General features: G+C 57.7%; 9 protein-coding genes and 1 pseudogene. 3 read left to right on the plus strand and 7 right to left on the minus strand.

Annotation, left to right across the window (positions count from 1 at the left end; genetic code table 11):
- Positions 1 to 228: 228 nt before the first annotated feature.
- Positions 229 to 1125 carry a hypothetical protein gene (locus H6650_18940; GenBank protein MCB8954086.1) on the minus strand — a complete coding sequence of 299 codons (897 nt, stop codon included), beginning with the start codon at positions 1123 to 1125 and terminating at the stop codon, positions 229 to 231.
- Positions 1126 to 1373: 248 nt separating this feature from the next.
- Here H6650_18940 and H6650_18945 point away from each other — a divergent pair, with 248 nt between their 5' ends.
- Together H6650_18945 and H6650_18950 are read left to right on the plus strand one after the other, a co-directional pair.
- Positions 1374 to 1694: a transposase gene (locus H6650_18945; GenBank protein MCB8954087.1), complete on the plus strand. Its 321-nt coding sequence runs from the start codon at positions 1374 to 1376 to the stop codon at positions 1692 to 1694.
- Between the two features lie 8 nt (positions 1695 to 1702).
- Complete coding sequence (locus H6650_18950) at positions 1703 to 2110, plus strand: IS5 family transposase (GenBank protein ID MCB8954088.1); 408 nt, start codon at positions 1703 to 1705, stop codon at positions 2108 to 2110.
- Positions 2111 to 2423: 313 nt separating this feature from the next.
- On the opposite strand, the gene H6650_18955 is transcribed toward H6650_18950, so the two are convergent.
- From H6650_18955 to H6650_18975, 5 genes and pseudogenes are all read right to left on the minus strand, one after another.
- The gene (locus H6650_18955) at positions 2424 to 3695 is read right to left on the minus strand and encodes a PD40 domain-containing protein (GenBank protein ID MCB8954089.1); all 1272 of its coding nucleotides are present in this window, start codon (positions 3693 to 3695) and stop codon (positions 2424 to 2426) included.
- A gap of 27 nt (positions 3696 to 3722) precedes the next feature.
- Positions 3723 to 10541 carry a peptidoglycan DD-metalloendopeptidase family protein gene (locus H6650_18960; GenBank protein ID MCB8954090.1) on the minus strand — a complete coding sequence of 2273 codons (6819 nt, stop codon included), beginning with the start codon at positions 10539 to 10541 and terminating at the stop codon, positions 3723 to 3725.
- A gap of 413 nt (positions 10542 to 10954) precedes the next feature.
- Positions 10955 to 12161, minus strand: a pseudogene (locus tag H6650_18965) (IS630 family transposase).
- A gap of 58 nt (positions 12162 to 12219) precedes the next feature.
- Positions 12220 to 12801 (minus strand): hypothetical protein, encoded by a 582-nt coding sequence (locus H6650_18970; GenBank protein MCB8954091.1) that lies wholly within the window; start codon positions 12799 to 12801, stop codon positions 12220 to 12222.
- A 113-nt stretch (positions 12802 to 12914) separates the two neighbouring features.
- Complete coding sequence (locus H6650_18975; protein MCB8954092.1) at positions 12915 to 13148, minus strand: hypothetical protein; 234 nt, start codon at positions 13146 to 13148, stop codon at positions 12915 to 12917.
- Positions 13149 to 13455: 307 nt separating this feature from the next.
- Here H6650_18975 and H6650_18980 point away from each other — a divergent pair, with 307 nt between their 5' ends.
- Entirely contained in the window at positions 13456 to 15054 is a 1599-nt protein-coding gene (locus H6650_18980) for an NAD(P)-binding domain-containing protein (GenBank protein ID MCB8954093.1), read from the plus strand.
- A 47-nt stretch (positions 15055 to 15101) separates the two neighbouring features.
- On the opposite strand, the gene H6650_18985 is transcribed toward H6650_18980, so the two are convergent.
- A complete protein-coding gene (locus tag H6650_18985; GenBank protein MCB8954094.1) occupies positions 15102 to 18668 on the minus strand; it encodes a glycoside hydrolase family 13 protein in 3567 nt (1188 codons plus the stop codon).
- Positions 18669 to 18746 lie beyond the last annotated feature (78 nt).

Consider the following 18746-nt stretch of genomic DNA (forward strand, 5'->3'; position numbering starts at 1 on the left):
TGTGCCGTAACCGAAGCCTTCTTAGAAAGTTGGTTGGAAAGTGGCAGACCAACTTTTTTTAAATGCTTCATCAGGCGTCCATACGTCGGTTTGGCAGCTCTGTCCCAGAAGCCAGTCCGGATTGGCGGTAGGGTCGCCGCCAGATATTTCAATAGCGACCCGAAAATCATGGTCAGTGCCGGCAAGCGCGTGAGCGCGGTCGGGTGGTGGACATAATGCCGACCGCCGCTAGTAGACGGGGGACCAGACCTCAACCTTTATTTCGACGCTATCCTCAGCAACAAGCGTGTGCGTTTGCGTTGGTTTGGACGCAGGCAGAAGATTGTCCCCATGCTTTCGCGCCAATGGGCGCACCACTTCAGCCTGGTGGCGGCTGGGCGTTGGCCCCTTGTTGGAGGTTCGCGGCGGTATCTTGCCTGCTGTTTTGCCGAAGGTGCAGTTCTTGGCTAACCGTACCACACAGTTATTCACCCCATGTCTAACCGCATCTACCAATGAAAATCCAGCATCAAAGAGGGCCAGGTCTGTCTCCGTCAGCTTTTTGCCGACCTGCTTGTACACCTTTTCCATCTCCGCGGATGGCGCGTTTTGACTCGTATTCCCGCGGACCAGTAGTTCCAGGATGGCGACCCGTTGTTCTCCAACACGCCCTGTTGTCCCCATCATGCCAAATGGCACACCGGGCACCGCTTTGTGGGCATCTGAATCATACGTTTTGCTCTTCAGCCCTTTCACTCGTGCCCTTTTGTATGCCGTCATATCGACGGGTTTCAGCTGGTACCCTTGAATCACCGTTGCCTGCCATTGACCAGCCGCGTCTACTTGCTTTTTCAACTCGTCGAGCAACTCCGCCAGATTGAACTGACCGTACGTGATCGCTTTGGCTGCCCGACGACTCCTTGCGGCTCGTTCTGCCTCATCATCAATGAATGCGCTCAAATACGGGTCGACCGCGGGCATGATGCCACCGCCTGATTCGACAAAGTATCCGCTGTACATCGCGCTGATGACATCACAGATTCCTAAATCGGTTCCTTTCGGCAGCGTGGCAACCATTTGCTCAATTGCTTGTTGCACCTGATAATGGATAGCTGTGGGCGTGTTGGTGTTGGTGTTTGTTTTCACATACTAGGTTCCGTTGACATTTGAAGAAAAAGGGAAAAAACCCGATAATGTTACAATGTCAACTATCAAAATCGCCGATGATCAATGGCGAAAAATATACACCCACCGTTCGCTTATTTCGAAAAAACGTGCAATATGTGGCTGAAATCGAGGATTATCTCAAATTTGCCCATATATGGCACTGCCACATGTGGCGATAAAGCCGAGTTTCTCCATCCTTATGCCATATTTGGCGTTTAGTAGGCAAAATGAGCGAACGCCCGATATACAGGTTCTTAAAGGCACATCCACGTACCTACGCTAATAATCAAGAGGCCACCCGCCGTTTTGTAGAAGGTGTTCACTGGCTCATGCGAACAGGAATTCAGTGGCGCGAATTACCAGAGCGCTATGGTAACTGGAATAGCATTTATAAACGTTTTTCCCGCTGGGAAGAGCATGGTATTTGGGCAGCCTTGCACGACCATTTCGTGCTAGACCCGGATATGGAAAGTGCAATCATTGATAGCACCGTAATTCGTACTCATATGAGCGCGGCTGGTGGAGCAAAAAAAACGGCGCTCAGGTAGAGCAAGCTCTGGGTCGTAGTCGTGGTGGTTTTACTACCAAGATCCATGTTGTCGTCGATGCACTGGGTAATCCCTTACAGTACATCCTAACCGGTGGGCAACGACATGATGTGACTCAGGCCGAAGCCCTGCTGGAACCATATGAATTTGACCGGGCTATTGCCGATAAAGCATATGATTCTGACGAGTTGCTCGCCTTTATCTCCGAAAAAGAAGCGGAAGCGATTATCCCGCCCAAGTCCAATCGGACAGAAAAACGAGCATATGACAAGCATGCCTACAAAGAGCGTCATTTGGTCGAGTGCTTTATCAACAAAATCAAGTGGTATCGTCGGATTTTCACTCGTTTTGAAAAGTTAGCGCGACGATATATGGCTTTTTTGCACCTTGCCGGTGCTTTTATTTGGCTTCGTTGAAATGTCAACGGAACCTAATGGAACAGCCAGGGAGATAAATCATTTTGTTAACGAGCCAATGACGTTTTCCGTACAACCGTTACTCTTGCCCTGAAACAAGCCAGGGGTGCGGGGGCCTAGCCTTTTCTTTGGTTCTTTCTTTTGGGCAATGCCAAAAGAAAGAACAAGTGGTTACAGATTACGCAAAACCCGCGACCGGCGAGACAAGTGACGCGGCCAGAGGCCATGCCACCGCCCACCATGAAGACCCGCCCATGGCAGGTTGGGGAGTATATTACTTCCATCCCGCTGGGTGCCGCCGTTCCTTCTATGGTTAAGGTGCCCATTCTGGATGGTCATCATAGAATTCGTTTTCAGTGATTAGCCTGCCTTCCTCAACAAACGAATATGCGTAGGAACTACCAGGCGGTGACGGTGGATGTTGTTGGCTTGCAAAATCAACTGGCGCAACCGCTAAATCCAGAGAACTGAAATACGCTTCTACTGATGTTCCTTGAAGATTGTTCTCTAGCACGGATATGAACCATTCACCATTGGATCCCCACACATATTGACCGGTAGCGTCTTCCATAACAAATACCGGATGTAAAAGGAAACTTTCTCCATTCCGCCGAAGTTCAAAAACGTTAACGCTTACTGATGAGAATATCCCAGGCGATTGCAGGAAGGAGAGAAAATAATCATCACGCGGTAACCACTTAGGCTGGTCAATTCGAGGCCAAGATGAAGTTAACCGGTGCATAGCATTTGTGGACATCTCAAAAAGATAGATTGCGTAATCATAACTTATTTCTTCCCCCTCTCTCAATTCTGTTTGTCCTGTAAAAAGCAGGTATCGTCCATCAGGGGACCATTGAGGTTCGAAACTATTCGTTAGACCACTGGTTTCAAGAAGCCGTGTCTGTTTGTCTTCAATTGATAGCAGGTGAAGGCTTCGTCTCTCTACACCTGAGTCAAGCCTATCAACGATTGTGTAAGCAATCTGTGTGCCATCGGGAGACCAACTCGGTGTCTCCTTTCCTTGATCTGTATTTGTTAACTTCTCCAGGCCGGTCCCGTCCGCATTTATAGTGAATAGATCATCGTTTCCATCGCGATTTGACACAAAAACTATGTGGGTTCTATCCGGAGACCACGCCGGATGTCTGTCAAAGTGATCACCTGACGTTAACTGGTTGAGTTCGTTGGTTGCCAGGTTCAAGGTATACAGATGAATACCGTCTTGTAAGTCAATGACCCCATCACCATTGGTGTCGTGTCGCCTTGATTGAAAGACCAACCATCCTCCTAATGGAGTACGCGTAGGTCTATTAGTTGGCATCAGCGTAGCCAGGGGAGTTGCTTCAGGTGTTGGTGACGGCACTGGCAAGGTGGCAGGCTGAGTAGGCGTCTCAGTATGAGACGGGGGCGGAATTAAAGTTAGGGTTGCGCGAGGTGATTCAGTTAGTTGAACCGCCACCTCGGGGCTTCCACCTGGTGTATGCTTTTCACTGTCACTTGAGTTTGTTACCGGTTGGCACGCTGAAACCAGCAGCAAAAAACAGATAAAGGTTACACAGAAGGTGAAAGAAGTGTTTATCCTCATAGTATTTCCTCGTTTCCTTTATTACAGTTACTGAAACGGCCCTGAACGAACTGTCGGCCGTGTTGGGTTAAGCCACTCTCCTCGCCCCTGGTATTGAAACCAAAGCCCATAGTGAAGGTGTACACCGGTGCTCCAGCCGTTATTCTCAGTCACTGCCAGGAGATCTCCCTGGTTTACAACTGTACCCACTGCGATTGTCGTATCGTCTATGGCAAGATGATGATAACGAGTTTGCAGATTGTGTCCATGATCTATATTGATTACTGTGCCTGTTGTGTGGCTCCAGCCAGGTTCCAAATCTCGCCATTGACCCGTAGCCAGAAATCGCTCTGGTTCGAGCAATCCATCTTCGCCTCGATCCCTTTCGCGCAATACCCCCGAACCGTACGTTCGTATTTCTCCGGTCTCGATGTGCTGAATTCGCCACATGCCAGCTGGTGAGTCCAAACCTGCCCTTGTTACCGTACCAGGAGCTGGCGCCAGCACTGTGATATCCCCGCCCCAATCAACACCTGTTGGATGTGCCGGACTAAATCTTGAAGTCAAACGCTGTCCACCATCGAAGGGATAGCGAAAGTTAGCCCAGTAGTATTGCAATGCTTTGTCTCTTTCTTGCCAGTAAGCAAGATTCTGATCTTCGGGTATTTCTTCTGGATAGTTTTGGTTACATGTTTCATCACCAGAGGATGCTTGTTCAGCTGTGCAGCTTCGATGTCCCGACGGGTCAACGTATTTGAGGGGATTATTTAAGGAATAACTATAGCGGTTGAAGCTTTGTGGATTGCCGGCATCCGGCACAATCGTATCCGCGCTCAGGAACCGCCCCACGCCGGGCAGGTAGTAGCGGGCGTTGTAATAAATGAGGCCGAGGTCGTCATTGTGCTTCTGGCTGGTGTAGCCCAGGTCGGTATAGGTTTGGGTGGGGGCGGTGCGGTAGGCGCCGAAGGGGAGGTAGCGGGTGCGGCTGCCGTTGACTATGTCTCCACCGTTGTTGAGGCTCATGACGCTGTTGCTGCCTAAATGGTCCGCGTGGATGTGCAGGAGATTGGTAGAGCCGTTTTCCACAATCCGCCGCACGGCGACGGCTTGCCCGGTGAGGAAGTAGACTTTGCGCCGCGTGATGCCGTATTCGGTTTGGATGCCGCCGCCGTCGTCTCCGTGGGCTTGCGGGCTTTGCGGCATGGGGGTGGGAGCTTCCTGGTAGGTAAACGACCAGGCGTCGGGCCAGGGGCCGGCCTGGACGCAGTCTTCGTCCTGACAGGCACGGACGCGCCAGGTGTAGCTGTCGGGGAGGAGGAGCAGCCAGCCGGTGTCGAGCTGCTCGGCGGCGATGATGAGGGTGATGGGGGGCTGGTTCTGCCCGGTTATCTCCACTTCATACCAGCCGCCGCTGAGGGGGCCGTTGCCGCCGCCGCCGGGAGCGCAGGGGTCGGTCCACAGGAGGGTTGGCGGTTCGTTTTGGGTGGAGCCGTCGGGTGGCTCTTGTAGGGTGGTGGGGCATTCGTAGGGGGTGGGGGTGGGGGCGATGGTGCTTATTTCTGGCGTGGGCGTGGGCGTGGCGGCGGGGGGTGTGGCGGTGGGCTGGTAGAGGTACCAGAAGGTGAAGGGGGCGGACCAGTCGCTGTCGCTGCTGCAATCCGGGGTGTAGCACGCTTTCACGTTCCAGGCGTAGCTGCCGCCGGGGATGAGGTTGAGCCAGGGGGCGGTGGTGTTGGTCTCCGCGGTGGGGATGGTGATGCCTTGTGGGGGCAGGCCGTCGCCGCGAATGTTGAGCGCGTAGCGGACGGCGGCGGCGCAGGGCTGCCAGGAGAAGGTTTTGACGAGAGCGATGCCGCCGTTGAGGGGCGAGGTCAACGCTGGCGGACAGGCAGGCAGCGGGGTGGGAGTGACTGTCGGCGTGTGCGTGGCTGTTGGCGGCGGGGTAGCGGTGGATGATGGGGTGGGCGTGTGGGTGGGTGTCGGGGTATGCGTAGGGGTGTGGGTGGGCGTCGGGGTATGCGTAGGGGTGTTGGTTGGGGTGGGGGTACGCGTAGGGGTGTTGGTTGGGGTGGGGGTGCGAGTGGGCGTGTTGGTTGGGGTAGGGGTACGGGTGGGCGTGGGCGTACGTGTGGGCGTCGGGGTGCGGGTGGGGGTGTTGGTGGCGGTGGGGGTGGGCGTGGGGGGGATGGGGATGTGTTCTTCTTCGTATTGGGGGAAGGGGGAATAGGTGATGCGCCCGTCGGGGTGGATGGTCTGCACGCGCTGGCCGGCGGCGTCGTAGAAGAATTGGGTGGTTTGCCCGCCGGTGGTGACGCTGATGAGGCGGTTTTCGCTGTCGAAGAGTTGGGTGTAGTCGCCTGTGCTGTCGCTGCGGTCTATCATGTTGCCGTGGGCGTCGTACGCGAACTGTTGGCCGCCGCTGATGGCGATGACGGCGTCTTTTTTCACGGGATGGTAGGTGTAGCTGGCGCCGTCGTAGTGGCTGATGTTGCCCAGTTTGTCGTAGACGATGTCGTGGTCGTAGGGGTCGATGGCGGCGGGGGGCGTCCAGGCGTGGGTGAGCCGGTTGCGTGCGTCGTACTCGAATTCCTGTTTTTTGTCTGTCGCCAACAGATTATCGACGATTTGGGTGATGTTGCCCACGGGGTCGTATTCGTAGGTGAGGGAGAGGAGGTCTTCTTTGCCGGGCAGGGTGGCGGTGTGGATGCTTTGCAGGCGGAAGTTGCTGTTGCCGTTGCTGCCGGTGGCGTTGTAGTAGCTGTAGGTGGCGTCCCGTCCGTTGCCCCGCGCCAGGGTGGTCATCTGGCCGCGCTGGTTGTAGGCGATGTCGGTGATGATGGCGTTGGCGCCGGCGGTGAGGGTGTTTTCGCCTTCCTGGTCGTAGGTCGTCTGCACGAGTTCGCCGTCGGGGTAGACGGTGGTGAGGGGGCGGTCCAGGTTGTCGTAGGCGGTGATGGCGAGGGTGAAGGGGTGGCTGTCAATGGTGCGGGTGTGGCCGGTGAGGCGTCCGCGTTGGTCGTAGGCGAAGGTTTCGTGGTTGTTGTTTGGGTCGCTGCCCCAGCGGATGGCGGCGAGGCGTCCGAGGCCGTTGGCGGCGGTGTCGTATTCGTAGCTGGCGAGGTGGTTGGGGCCGGAGAGGGGCGGGTTGTTTTGGCAGTTGCCGCTCGGCGACGGGGGTTTGCCTTTGTGGGTGAGGCGGTTGAGGTTGTCGTAGTAGAAGCAGAGGGTGATGTGGTCGGCTGTGCCGGGGTTGGCTTCCTGCCGCAGGAGGTTGCCGTTGGCGTCGTAGGTGTAGGTCCAGTAACCCATGTCGGCGTCGGTCATGTCGGTTTTGCGCCCCAGGGTGTCGTAGCTCATGCTGTTCTGGCGCAGCAGGTTGCCGGTTCCGGCGTTGAAGGCGTCGTAGGTTTGTACTTGGGTGAGGTTGCCGGCAACGTCGTAAGTATAAACGGTGTCTGCGTTGTCTGCCAGCGCCGCGCCGAAGAACTCGCGCACCACGGAAAGCTGCCCCCAGGCGTTGGTGTAGGAGGTGATGGTGTGGCTGTTGGCGTCGGTGACCTGGACTTTGGCCAGTTCGGGCTGCGCGGCGGGGGTGATGGTGGGGAAGCCGTAGGTGGTGGTGGTGGCGCTGCCGTCGGGGGCGGTGATGTGGGTGGCGCGACCGAAGGGGTCGTATTGGGTGCTGGTGTGGTTGTAGTTGGCGCAGGTTTTGGGTTGGAAGTTTTGCGCGCCGCCGCTTTGGGGGGTGGTCTGGCAGATGGGGAGGCCGCGTCCGTCGTATGCGGTGTGGCTCCAGATGACGGTGTCGGCGCTGCCGGCAATTTCCGCGTTGAGGCGGCGTTCTTGCACGACCTGGCCAAGGCCGTTGTAGAAGCGGCGGCTGGTCTGGTCTTGCGCCGGGTCGGATGGGTCGGGGTGGGCGGTTTGGGTGATGGTTAACACTTGCGCGCCGGGGTCGTAGCTGTAGTCAGTGCTGGCTTGCAACTCGGTGGCCGCGCCGGTGGCGGGGTCGGGGGCGTAGATGTGGGTGAGGCGACCAAAGAGGTCGTATTCGTAGCGGGTCTGGGCGCTGTTGGCGTCGGTGATGGTGGCCGGCAGCCAGGGGAATACGGCGTCGTAGCTGATTTGCGTGGTTTGCGCGGCCACGTCCGCGGCGGTGGTTTGCGTTTGCGTGGGCAGACCGAGGTGGTTGTACTGTTGGATGGTGGTGGTGGTGCGTGTGTCGCTGGCGTAGGCGGCGTCGTGGCTGTAGCTGTTGAAGGTTTTGGTCTGGCGCGGCAGGCCGTCGTAGGCGCTGCCGCTGCCGTGGTAGTTGGTGTAGGTGGTCTGGTAGCTGTCTCCCGCCGACCAGTGCATGGTCCATTTCAATTGGCCCAGCATTCCCAGGGTGGTGTCCGTGGGGTTGGCGCTGTTGTCGTAGCGGTAGAGGGTCATGGCGATTCGGTTGCCGCCGCCGCAGGCTTCGTTGCTGTTTTCATAGGTGCTTTGCCGCAGTTGCCGGTTGACGAGCCAGTTGCTTCCGCTGACGTTGTGGGCGTAGGCGTATTCGACGCAGTGGTGGGGGGCGTTGGGCGGGTCTCCCGGTCCGTAGCTGGCGATGCGATGGATGGCGCCGGCGCTGAAGGTGCCGGGGTTGAAGTCGATGGGGTAGTAGGTGTAGTTGTCTTCGGTGCGTTGGTGTTGGGTGGTTCCGTCCTGGGTGTAGTGGGCTTCTTGCCGCTGTTGCGCGAAGGCAGCTCCAGCCACGGTGACGACGTCCCACGTCATTTCCGTTACTTGTTTTAACCCCGGGTTGTCTTCATGGTAGAGGGCGGTGTAGCTGTTTTTGCCGTTGAGCCAGTAGTTGTTGACCAGGAATTCCTGTCTCTGTTCCGAGATGGGCGTGTCGCCGTGGGCGGGTTCGCTGGTGTTAATGGTCACGGTGTCGAAGCCGACGAGGGCGCTGCTGGCGAGGGTGTCCGCGAGGTAGCAGCCGGAATTGATGACGTCGTAGCAGCCGTGCCCGTCTTCGCGGGTGTACTGGGTGGCGATGTTGGCCGGTTCCACGCCATATTTTTGCATGACGCCGTCCCAGGTGTCCAGGCGGGCGACGGCGAACCAGCGTCCGGCGGGGTGTTTGGCGTTGATGTCGCTGTTGTCCCACCGTTCGTAGGTGAGGGTGGTGACGGCGCCGTAGCCGTTGTTGACACGGGTGAGCAGGCGGGCGCAGTCGTCGCCCTGGCAACTGGTGTAGTGGGTGTTCTGGGCGTAGGTGAAGGTTTGCGCGGGGAGCGGGGTGCCGCTGCCGGTTTGCTCGTTGAAGTCGGCGCCGTAGGGGGTGATGCCGCTCAGGAACCAGTAGTGCAGGCTGACGTTGTGGCTGTCGTCGTGATGGGTGTAGCCGGCGTCGTAGGTGAAGGTGGTGGCGGAGACGAGGTGGTTGTCTTGATGCACGGTGACGCGGCGGGGGCGGAAGCAGCCGGCCGTCATGTAGGTGTCTTGTTTGGCGGCGTCGTTGTTGTAGCAGACGTCGTTGCCGGCGGCGTCGTCATAGTTGAATGAGATGACGGTGGTCGGCGCTTCGTTGATGTAGTTGTAGGAGAGGGTCTGGAGGGCGACGTCTACTTCGGTGTAGGGGCTGCGGCATTGGTTCGGGTTGCCGTACGCTTTGCCGCAGGCGGTGGCGTACTGGTAGACGACGTGTCGTCCGTAGAGGTCGCTGATGCGGTCCAGTTTCCAGGCGGAGGCGGTGATGTCTGGGTTTTTGGGCTGGCCGGCGTTGAGTTGGCCGTTGATGGGGGCGATGGCTTGTTCGGCGTCGGCGCTGTAGCCGAAGCGGTAGGTGATGCCGGCGGCGGTGCGTACGCGCCAGTATTCGCCGGTGCTGTTGGGGCCGGTGATGTCGGCCACGTACTCGATGAGCAGGCTGGCGTCACCCAGGGCGACGTAGCGGCCATGCCGGTTGTCTGGGTCCAGGGCGATGGGTTGCAGGCGGTAAGATGCGCCGTTGAGGTTGAGGGTGAAGCGGTGGGGGGTGAAGCCTTCGTCGAAGCTGAACAGGCGGGTGGCGTTGCCGTTGCTGATTTGTGGTTGCGCCAGCGACCAGCCGAGGCCGAAGCCGTCGCTCATGAGGGGGGCGGTGAGGCTGTCGACGCCGCGGCTGCCGTAGGCGAGGGTGAGGGAGGGTTGTAGGCCGCCGCTGCCGGGGGGGATGGGGATGTTGTAGGCGTGGGTGGCGGCCCCGGTGTAGGCGGCGGCGCCGGGGGGGGTGTAGGTGGGTTCCCAGGGGGTGGGGTTGTTTTCTGCGGGGGCTTGTGCCGGCAGTGGTTGCGCTTGCGTCGGTTGCAGGGTAATGGTTGTGAGGGTGGCGGTGGTTTCCACGGTGTGGAGTTGGAAGGGGAGGGTGATGGGGGCGGCGTCGGGGGCGGCGATGAGGTGGAGGGTGAGGGTGAGGAGGTGGGTGCTGGTGGGGGGGAATGCCGGCATTTCCAATGTCGCCTCATGGACCGCTTCCCCCGTCAGCCCTGGCCCGGAGAGGTAGCGCACGGCGGGGTTGACCGGCAGTTGCAGCCGCGGCGCGGAGAGGGTGATGGGGTTGCTGTTGGTGATGCGAAGGGTGAGGGTGAGGGGGGTGTTCAGGTCCACTGTGGTGGTCACGGGGGAGAGGCTCATCGCCAGGGGCAGCAGGGGGGCCGCCTGTTGCGGACCGGCGAGCGGCGCGGCGAGGCGAGGCGCCATGTCCCTGCCGACCGTCGCCTGGTGCAGGCCAGGGGTCGGCGGCACGCTGGGGGGCGTGGCGAACGGTGTCAGCAATAGTTGCAGCAATAGGGCAAACGTGGTGATAAGGTGCGTGCCGGCACGCAAGGACAGACCGACCGTAGGGACCATGGGACTCCTCCTCCTCCTGGCTTATGGCTTTGGCTCAATTTGGCTCTTCTTTGGCAACAATGGCCGGAAGTTTAGGCCATTTGACGGCGGTTGTCAACCGTTTTAGAACATTTACGCTATTTTTTAAGGTTGGGGCTTTGGGTCAGCCATGTAACCCGTTTCGCCGTCCGCGATCAGGGCGGGGCGCAGTCGTAGAGCGTGCCGGCAAAAGCGGTTAAATAAGGTTCCATTGGTCATCGGTTAGGGTGATTGCATACTCAACATGATCGAAACTAAACCGACCGTTTTTCAGCGAATTATTAACCACGTATGTGCAAGGGCAGCCTTTTGCCACAGGCTCTTCTCTGGACGTTGTGCGTTTATCGGAAAGCACGGTTTAGAAAATTAACCCATGCAATCGCCCTAGTGTCCTGTCAAGTCTGAAATGATGGATAAAGTCTCTTCAGTTTGATGCGAGCGTCTTGAGTGGTGAACTGCCAATTGACGGAGGCAGCCCGTTGGTTACGGTCAGCATTCCAAGCCGCCACCTCTTGGCATAGCGTCTGCTTGTCGGGAATCCGACGGTCTAAACATTGATTGTTGAGGACATTCAACTCGATTTCAGCGATATTCAGCCAACTGCCATGAACAGGTGTGTAATGGAACTCAAAACGTTGGGTCAGCCGACGCGCCTCTTCAGGTGCAAAGGCTTCATGAGTTCACTGAAAAAACCGGGTTTTTTGATTGTCCGGCGGAAATTACCAGAGTGGTTCATGTGTAAAAACCCGGTTTTTGGCCTTTTTTCAGTAGAGTCAAGGTTATCTTGAACCAGGCGGATGACGGTGGCCTGGGGATAACGTTCATCGGCCAGGTATTTGAGGCAGTGGGCATACTCCAGCTTGGTGCGACGGGCGGTCACCTCCACCTGTCGCCAGGCAGCCAGGGGCTCACTAAACATGAAGAGATTGCAGGTGCCATGGCGTTCGTATTCATAATCGTAGCGTTGGGGTTCACCTGGCTGCATCGGCAAGGGCGTGCGCGTTTCGCCAATGAGTTGCTTCGTGCCTTCGTCAAAGCAGACGACTGGTCGTAAGGGGTCATAAGGTTCATGATACAAGTCCAGGACGTCTTCCATGGCGCAAACAAACGCCGCATTGGCTTGGGGAGCAATCACCCATTGCTTCTTCTGCCAGGGCTTAAGTTCATTTTTTTTAGCGTCTGGCGCACCGTTTCATGGGAAACCGACGCCAGTTCTACTTGCTCTAGCTTGACCAAGTGTTCAGCCAACAGACGCAAACTCCACTGGGCATATCCTTCAGGAGCTGACCCACACGCCAACGCGATCAAATGGGCTTCCGTCTTGCCGTCAATCTTGCGCTCATATAACCGACTCGTTGGCTGGCGGTTGAGAGCGGCATCCAGTCCTCCCTCGACATACCCTTGTCGCACCCGTCCTACGGTGGCCGTACCAACATCCAACGCCTGGCTGATCACCTCATCGCGCCAACCTTCATCAGCCTTGAGCAATATGCGCGCTCGGGTTAGTTTCCGGGCTTTTTCCTCACCGGTTGAGACCAGGTTTTCCAGGTGGTCTCGCTCTGATGAACCCAACTTGACTTCATACACTTTTTTTCTAGGCATCTTTTTCCTCCATGACCAGTTTCGGAGAAAGATACCTGATAAACTTATTTCTATCAATTTAGCTTTGACGAGACATTAGCGCATGAGAAAAGTCGAGAATCCGCACCGCTTGGGGAAAATGATAGGCGGCAAAGCTCTGTATCCACTCCGAGCCATCATTAACGGTCACAATCTGTCGCGCGTTAGGCAGGCCACGACGGTGTAATTCCGCCAGAGCACCCCCCTCAAATGCTCGGATGCTGTAACTGCGCGAAAAGTAGCTCAGGTTTTCTGTCTTGACTTCCAGCTTCCCCGCCCGCTGCTGCCACGCTGGCGCGAATTCGCCAATCACCATCGTTTTCACTTCGCGCCATTCTCCCGTCGTCAGATGAACGAATGCGCCATCCGTACTGATCAGTAACCGTTCCGGTGTCACGGGAGACGGCGGCGCCTCTTGCTCGATTCGTTCTGCTTCGGCATGTTCTATTGCCTCGGCTACATAGCCATATCGATGGGTAGTATCGCGCAAAGTGGTTTCGGTGACCTGCGTGCGTTGGTTCAGCCACACTTCCTCTGCTACTTGCGCAAATGGCATCTTGCTCCCCAATCGCGTCATCACCTCTTGTATCTGCGGCGTGTACTGCCCTGGCAGTAACCGCAATTCTTCATCCAGGGGGAAAAAAGCTGACCCGGCAGCGCGAACAGTATCCCTTGCTTCGTTTCAACGCGATGACTTGCTCATGCGTCGTGGTCAGGTATCGTGATTGGCTTCCGTTACTCGCCAGTTGCCGCCCACTTCGGTCGCTCTGCTGCGGGCATTTCTTTGAAGTCTGTCAATTGGCTCTCGATCACCAAGTCCTCAATCATCCGCGCCCTGATGCGTGCCAGTTTCTCATCAACCCGGCTTTCGATTTCGTTGAAGGTAGCTTGGGGATGCCTTTCGCGCCAGTTGTTCACCTCATCACTGGCTTCTCGGAACGAACCTATCCAGCTATTCTGCTTCTTCATGTCTTCTATCCGCCTCTTTCTTTGGCCTGTAATCACCTATTCGCTTTCGCACAAGGTAGCTTGCAGATGCTTTTGCCGCTAATTGTTCATCTTTTTATTGAGTTCTGGCAATGGCACTGTTCCATTGCCTCGCTTCTTCATCCTTGCTCCCTTCCCTCTTCGCCACCTATTATCTCATCAACAATTTCCCCGCGCACCCTATCCTGTTGCCGGCAACCCGTTACCGGAGTGTCCTTGTCAGACCTCTACCGTGCCTCTATACTCGGAGAACAAACCCGTAATGTTGTCGTTGTAAGGAAAGGGAAACATGACCAAGATTGCTGTTATTGGTGCTGGTCCATCCGGCATTGTGATGACGAAGGAACTTATTGAGCAGGGATTTGACGTGACTTGCTTTGAAGCAGGTGATGCCATTGGCGGTGTGTTTGCGACAACCTACGAGAATTGTCAGCTTACATCGAGTACGCTTGTCACGCGATTTTCGGATTTCGACGATCCGGATTCCATAGCCCCAAGAATATGGATGGTTGATGAGTATTTAGGCTACCTGCGGCGTTATGTTGACCATTTTAAGCTGGCGGCCTACATTCAGTTCTCTACACGTGTAGAACAAGTAAGATCAGATGGAACCGGAGATGGGTATCAGGTCATAACGCGCGCATCCGATGGACAAACCAGGACCCATCGATTTGATCGGGTTGCGGTATGCACCGGCACGCACCAGGAGCCGTCGAGACCGAATTTCTCCGGAGCGGAAGCATTTCAAGGCCGCATTCTCCACTCGGCGGAGTATCAAAATCCCTCCCCCTTCACAGGACGGCGTGTGCTTGTCGTTGGTGGTGGCGAAAGTGGCTCGGATATTTCCCGGGCGGTGGCCGAGGTTGCCGCTGCCAGCGCCATTTCCATTCGCGGCAAATCCGGTTTTTTGGTCCCGCGCTATTTCATGGGCAACCCGGCGGATATTGACACCGCGCGCTCGCATTATTCTTTCCCTGTTTGGTGGGGACGTTACTACCACAGCGCCCGCTTTTACAGCATCTTCCCGCTGTCTCTGGGATACCAGTTTTTTGGCTCCCCGGAAAAGAAAGCAGAAGCTCCCTTGTTGCGAACTTGGGCCAGACTGCAATTGCGCCGCCACCCCAGCGCCTTCACGACGTTCGGTACCAAAAACCTGGGGATGGTAGAAGCGATGACCCGGTATGGCTGTGAACTCAAACCGGCGATAGATCACCTGGATGCGCGGGGAGCGGTCTTCACGGATGGCAGTCGGTTTGATTGCGATGTCATTATCTGCGCCACGGGGTTCCAAAACCACTTCCCCTTTCTTGAAGAAGCCTATGGCGATTACATGGATGACCTCAAAGTGTCGCGCCGTTTGTATAAGCACTGTATTCACCCGAAGATTGGCGAGACGATGTTCTTCTGTGGGTTTGCGCGGCCTCACTTCGGCGCGTTGCCGCCGGTTTCCGAAATGCAGGCACGTTGGTTTGCATTGCTGACAAAGGGCGACCTGACCCTGCCTTCAATAGAAGAAATGGAGCAGGCGATTGCCGCCGATAGCCAGGCAACTTTTGACCGTTTCGGCGCAACGGCGGAACGAATCACGACGTTGATCAGTTTTCTCGACTACCTTGACGATATGGCCCGGATTATTGGCTGTGCCCCACCGCTCGCCGCGCTGAAAAAACGGAATCCGCGTCTGTGGCGGCAAATTGTGTTGGGACCGATCTGCACCGCGCAGTATCGTTTGCGGGGTCCCGGGGCCAAACCGGAGGTCGCCACGGAGATACTGATGCAACTGCCTCTGGGGCGCAATTCCACAGACCTTTATTTGATATCGCTGTTTGATAAGTTGAGCAAATTGCCCGGCCTGGGACATTTCGCGCCGTCCGCGGCCTGGATTTGACAAAAACCCGGTTTCTTTTGGAAACCGGGTTTTTTTAGTGCCAGAGGTCAGCGCCCTAATGTATTGGATACAGGTTGGGGACCCGACCATAATTCAGGGGTGACATTCGCGCCGGACAGAATGGCGAAGCCGTCAACGACGCGCCCGGCGAGGCCGCGCACGGAGCCGTCCCAATAGAGGCCAGGTGTAAAAGCGCAGTTGGTGTTCTGCCCAAACCCGGCAGGTTGACAGCGGAAGATGTCGCTGGCGTCGCCGCTGCTATTGCTGACGGCGAAGTCGCCGTCGGTGGTCAGGTGCAACTGCCCACCGAAGAAGGTGACGCCCTCCACATTCTCGCCTATGCCGTCCAACCCCACGTCGGAACCGTCAAAGGCGAACCACCAGTTCCCTGCCGTGTTCGCACCCAGTTGGGTGGGCAGGAAAAGGAGCAGGTCAGAGGCGGTTCCTGTGAGCGCGCCGTTGTTGAGGGAGAAGGGGCCGCTGGTGCTGAGCATGAAGCGCCCCTGGGCCAGGGGCATGACGGCGTTGACGTCTTCGTCGTCGGTGGAGAGACCCACGTCGGAGCCGTCGAAGTAAAACTGGAACGTGCCCGTGGTGTTGTCGCCCAGGGTGGTGGGGGTGAAGCGGACGATGTCGGAGTCGTCTATCGCGCCGATGCCGGGCAGGGAGGTGGGTTCGGCGAAGCTCATGAGGATGGCGCTGCTGCCGGCATAAGCGAAAGCATCCAAGTTCACCGTTACCCCCACATCCGAGCCATCAAAGTACATACTCCACACATTTGTGCCCCGGTTGTAGCGCACAATGTCGCTGCTGCTGTAAGCCACGCCACCCACGAAGCCATCTGTCGCCAGGCTGAAGAGCTGAACATTACTATTGGGTGTGGTCTTGTCTGCCAACAAGATCGCGCCCCAGGTCGGATTTGCCGGCACAGTCACCTCTCCGCCGACAACAACATAGACCCCACCGTTGAGCGCATCCACCAGTTCCGTCCCATCCGCCAGATTGTACGGCGCGCCATTCAACCCGGAGAAGGTGACATCATGCACCACACCGTCCCGATTGAGGGCGATGAGCGCCGTATCGCTGCCATTGGTGCGGCCAAAGCCGTATAGCTTGTTGGCGTCGTCAATCACCAGACCATGCTGCACGTCTCCATCTTGCAGCACCGGATTAGCGTTGCGGATGGCCGCCAGGTTCTGCACGAACGTCATCAGGCCCGTGTCCGCCACGTAGTCGCCGGGGGTGTCGCTCCACGGATATGGGGCGCGATTGTACGGGTCGTCTTCCCAGCGCAGCCCGTCCCAGACGCCATCGTGACTCAGGCCAACCTCGTCGCCATAATAGATCGTGGGCGCGCCGGCATAGGTGAAGGCAAACAGCCACCACTCCTTCATGCGTTGCAGTGCGGCGCTGTCGTTGTCGTTGTTCACCTTTTTCAGAAGGAAGCGCATCCGGTTGGTGTCGTGGGAGCCGTCCAGATTCATCATCGCTTTCCAGGCCATCGGCGGGTAATCTTCCCAGATGGAGAGGAGGCGGGCGTTAAACTGGGAGGGGCTGACGTAGCGGATTTCGCCGCTGGCGCTGCCGGCATTGCTGTCGTTGTCGGAGAAGTATTGCCCATTGGCGTCGCTGTTGCAGCCGTTGCCGGCACAGCCGGTGAACAACCAGCTCAACATGGCGGAGCGGAAGCGGTAGTTCATCACACTGTCCCACTCGTTGCCCAACAGCAGCGGGGACGCATCTTCCCATAATTCCCCCAACATCAGCGTATCATCCCGCCCGGTCACGCCGCTGTCGCGCACGGCGGCGCGGAACCCTTCCCAGTAATCATTGTTGGGATCGTTGGTCAGACCCGGATCGATTTCGTTGCCCACGTCGAAGCGCCAGCCTGCCGCGCCCTCGCTGGTCCAGAACGGTCCCACGGAGTTGAGGCCATCGGCCCAGACGAGATCGCGCACGTCCGTGGCGTTGGCTTGCAGCTTGGGCAGCGAGAAATAGCCAAACCACGCTTCATAGGAAAGACCGCCATCACAGAGGACGGGAACGCCGTTGTCCGTGCCCGGGTTGCCGATGTCCGGAAAGTAGAACCAGGGGCGGAAGGGGGAGTTGACGGATTCGCAGGCGCCGCTGCCATCGTTGACGCCGGGGCCGCCGGGGCTGGTGAGGTTGCCGTTCACATCGTAGCGGCTGTAGAGGTCAAAGTAGGTGCTGTCGGCGGAGGTGTGGTTGAAAACGCCGTCGAGGATGAGGTGGAGGCCGTGCGCTTCGGCGGCGCTGGCGAGCGCCTGGAAGGTTGCCAGGTCGCCAAAGTTGTCGTCAATGGACAGGTAGTTGGCGGTGTCGTATTTGTGGTTGGAGGGGGCTTCGAAGATGGGGTTGAGATAGAGGACGGTGACGCCGAGGTTGTCGAAGTAACCTTCGTTGATTTTATCCAGGATGCCTTGCAGGTCGCCGCCGTAGAAGTTGTCGCCATATTTGGCGGTGCAATCCGTGCCGAGTTGGCGCGGATCGCAGACGGCGGTGTTCCAGGGCGTGTCCGGGTTGAGCGTGGAGCGGTAGATGGTGCCGGTGGGGCTGTTGTAGGAAAATTCGCCGATGCCGTTGTTGTTGGCGGGCAGGCCATCGCGGAAGCGGTCGGGGAAGATTTGGTAGACGACGGCTTGCTGCATCCATGCCGGCACGGTGAAGTTGGGATCGTAAACGGTGATCTGGTAGCTGCGTCCATCGTCATAGGCGTCGCTCATGGCTCCGTAGCCGCCGCCGTAGAACTTCGGGTTGTCATCCACGTAGAAATCCTGATCGGCGGGGGAGCAGCCGCCATCCCCATCATCGTTGATTTCAAAGAAGTAGTAAACAATAGTCGGGCTGCCGCCCACGGGCACGTCCGTCACCCACCAGTCGTAGGTATCCGGGTCGGTGTCGAATGTGCCATCCCAGGCCATGTCGTAGTACGTTTCCGTGTTCAGGCGATCATCCCAGGCGCGCACGCGGGCGGTGGTGATGTCATCCTGGGCCACGCGCAGGCGCAGGGTGATGATGTCGTTGGGGGTAGTGGGGCCAACCGTGGAGCGATAATCGGCGTTGAAGCTGTCGTGCAGCACCGCGTCCCATTGCACGCTGCAATCATGCCCGCCGCCGCCGCCGCCGATGACGGTGAGGTGGCCGTTGCCGTCCTGCTGCCAGGTTGTTTGCCCGTCGGTGGTGTCCGTGCAGTTGGCGGTGTATTCATACATGCCCGCGCCCGGCGCAATTGTGCCCACATATTCGTCATTGTTGCCCACGTCCGTGTTGTAGGCCATGGGCGTGTCGGTGACGTTGGTCCAGGTGTCGCCCCAGGCAGCTACCTCTCCCCAGTGCAGGGTGCAGGTGATGCCGGCTCCCTGGCCGGGCATATCGGTGACGCCGCCTTTCCAGACCTGGACGTACACATTGAAGGGATCGCCGGCGTTGATGGTGTTGAAGGAGCCGCCGCCGGGCCACATGTTGCCGACCCAGCCGAGGGCGGCGTAGGAGGGCTGAACGGTGAGAAGTGTGAGGAGGAAGGCCAGAAAGACAAGGATTCCCGGATGTCGCCAGCGGCGTTCCCGGGGCAAAAAATGGGGAAATGGGTGCATGATGTCTCCTTTTTGTGCAGTGACATGAGGTTTGGCATTGAAACGCTGCTGGCCGACGATCACCAGCATAAACACGCC

It is taken from the genome of Ardenticatenales bacterium, from assembly GCA_020634515.1.
In the GTDB taxonomy this organism is placed as follows: Bacteria; Chloroflexota; Anaerolineae; order Promineifilales; family Promineifilaceae; genus JAGVTM01.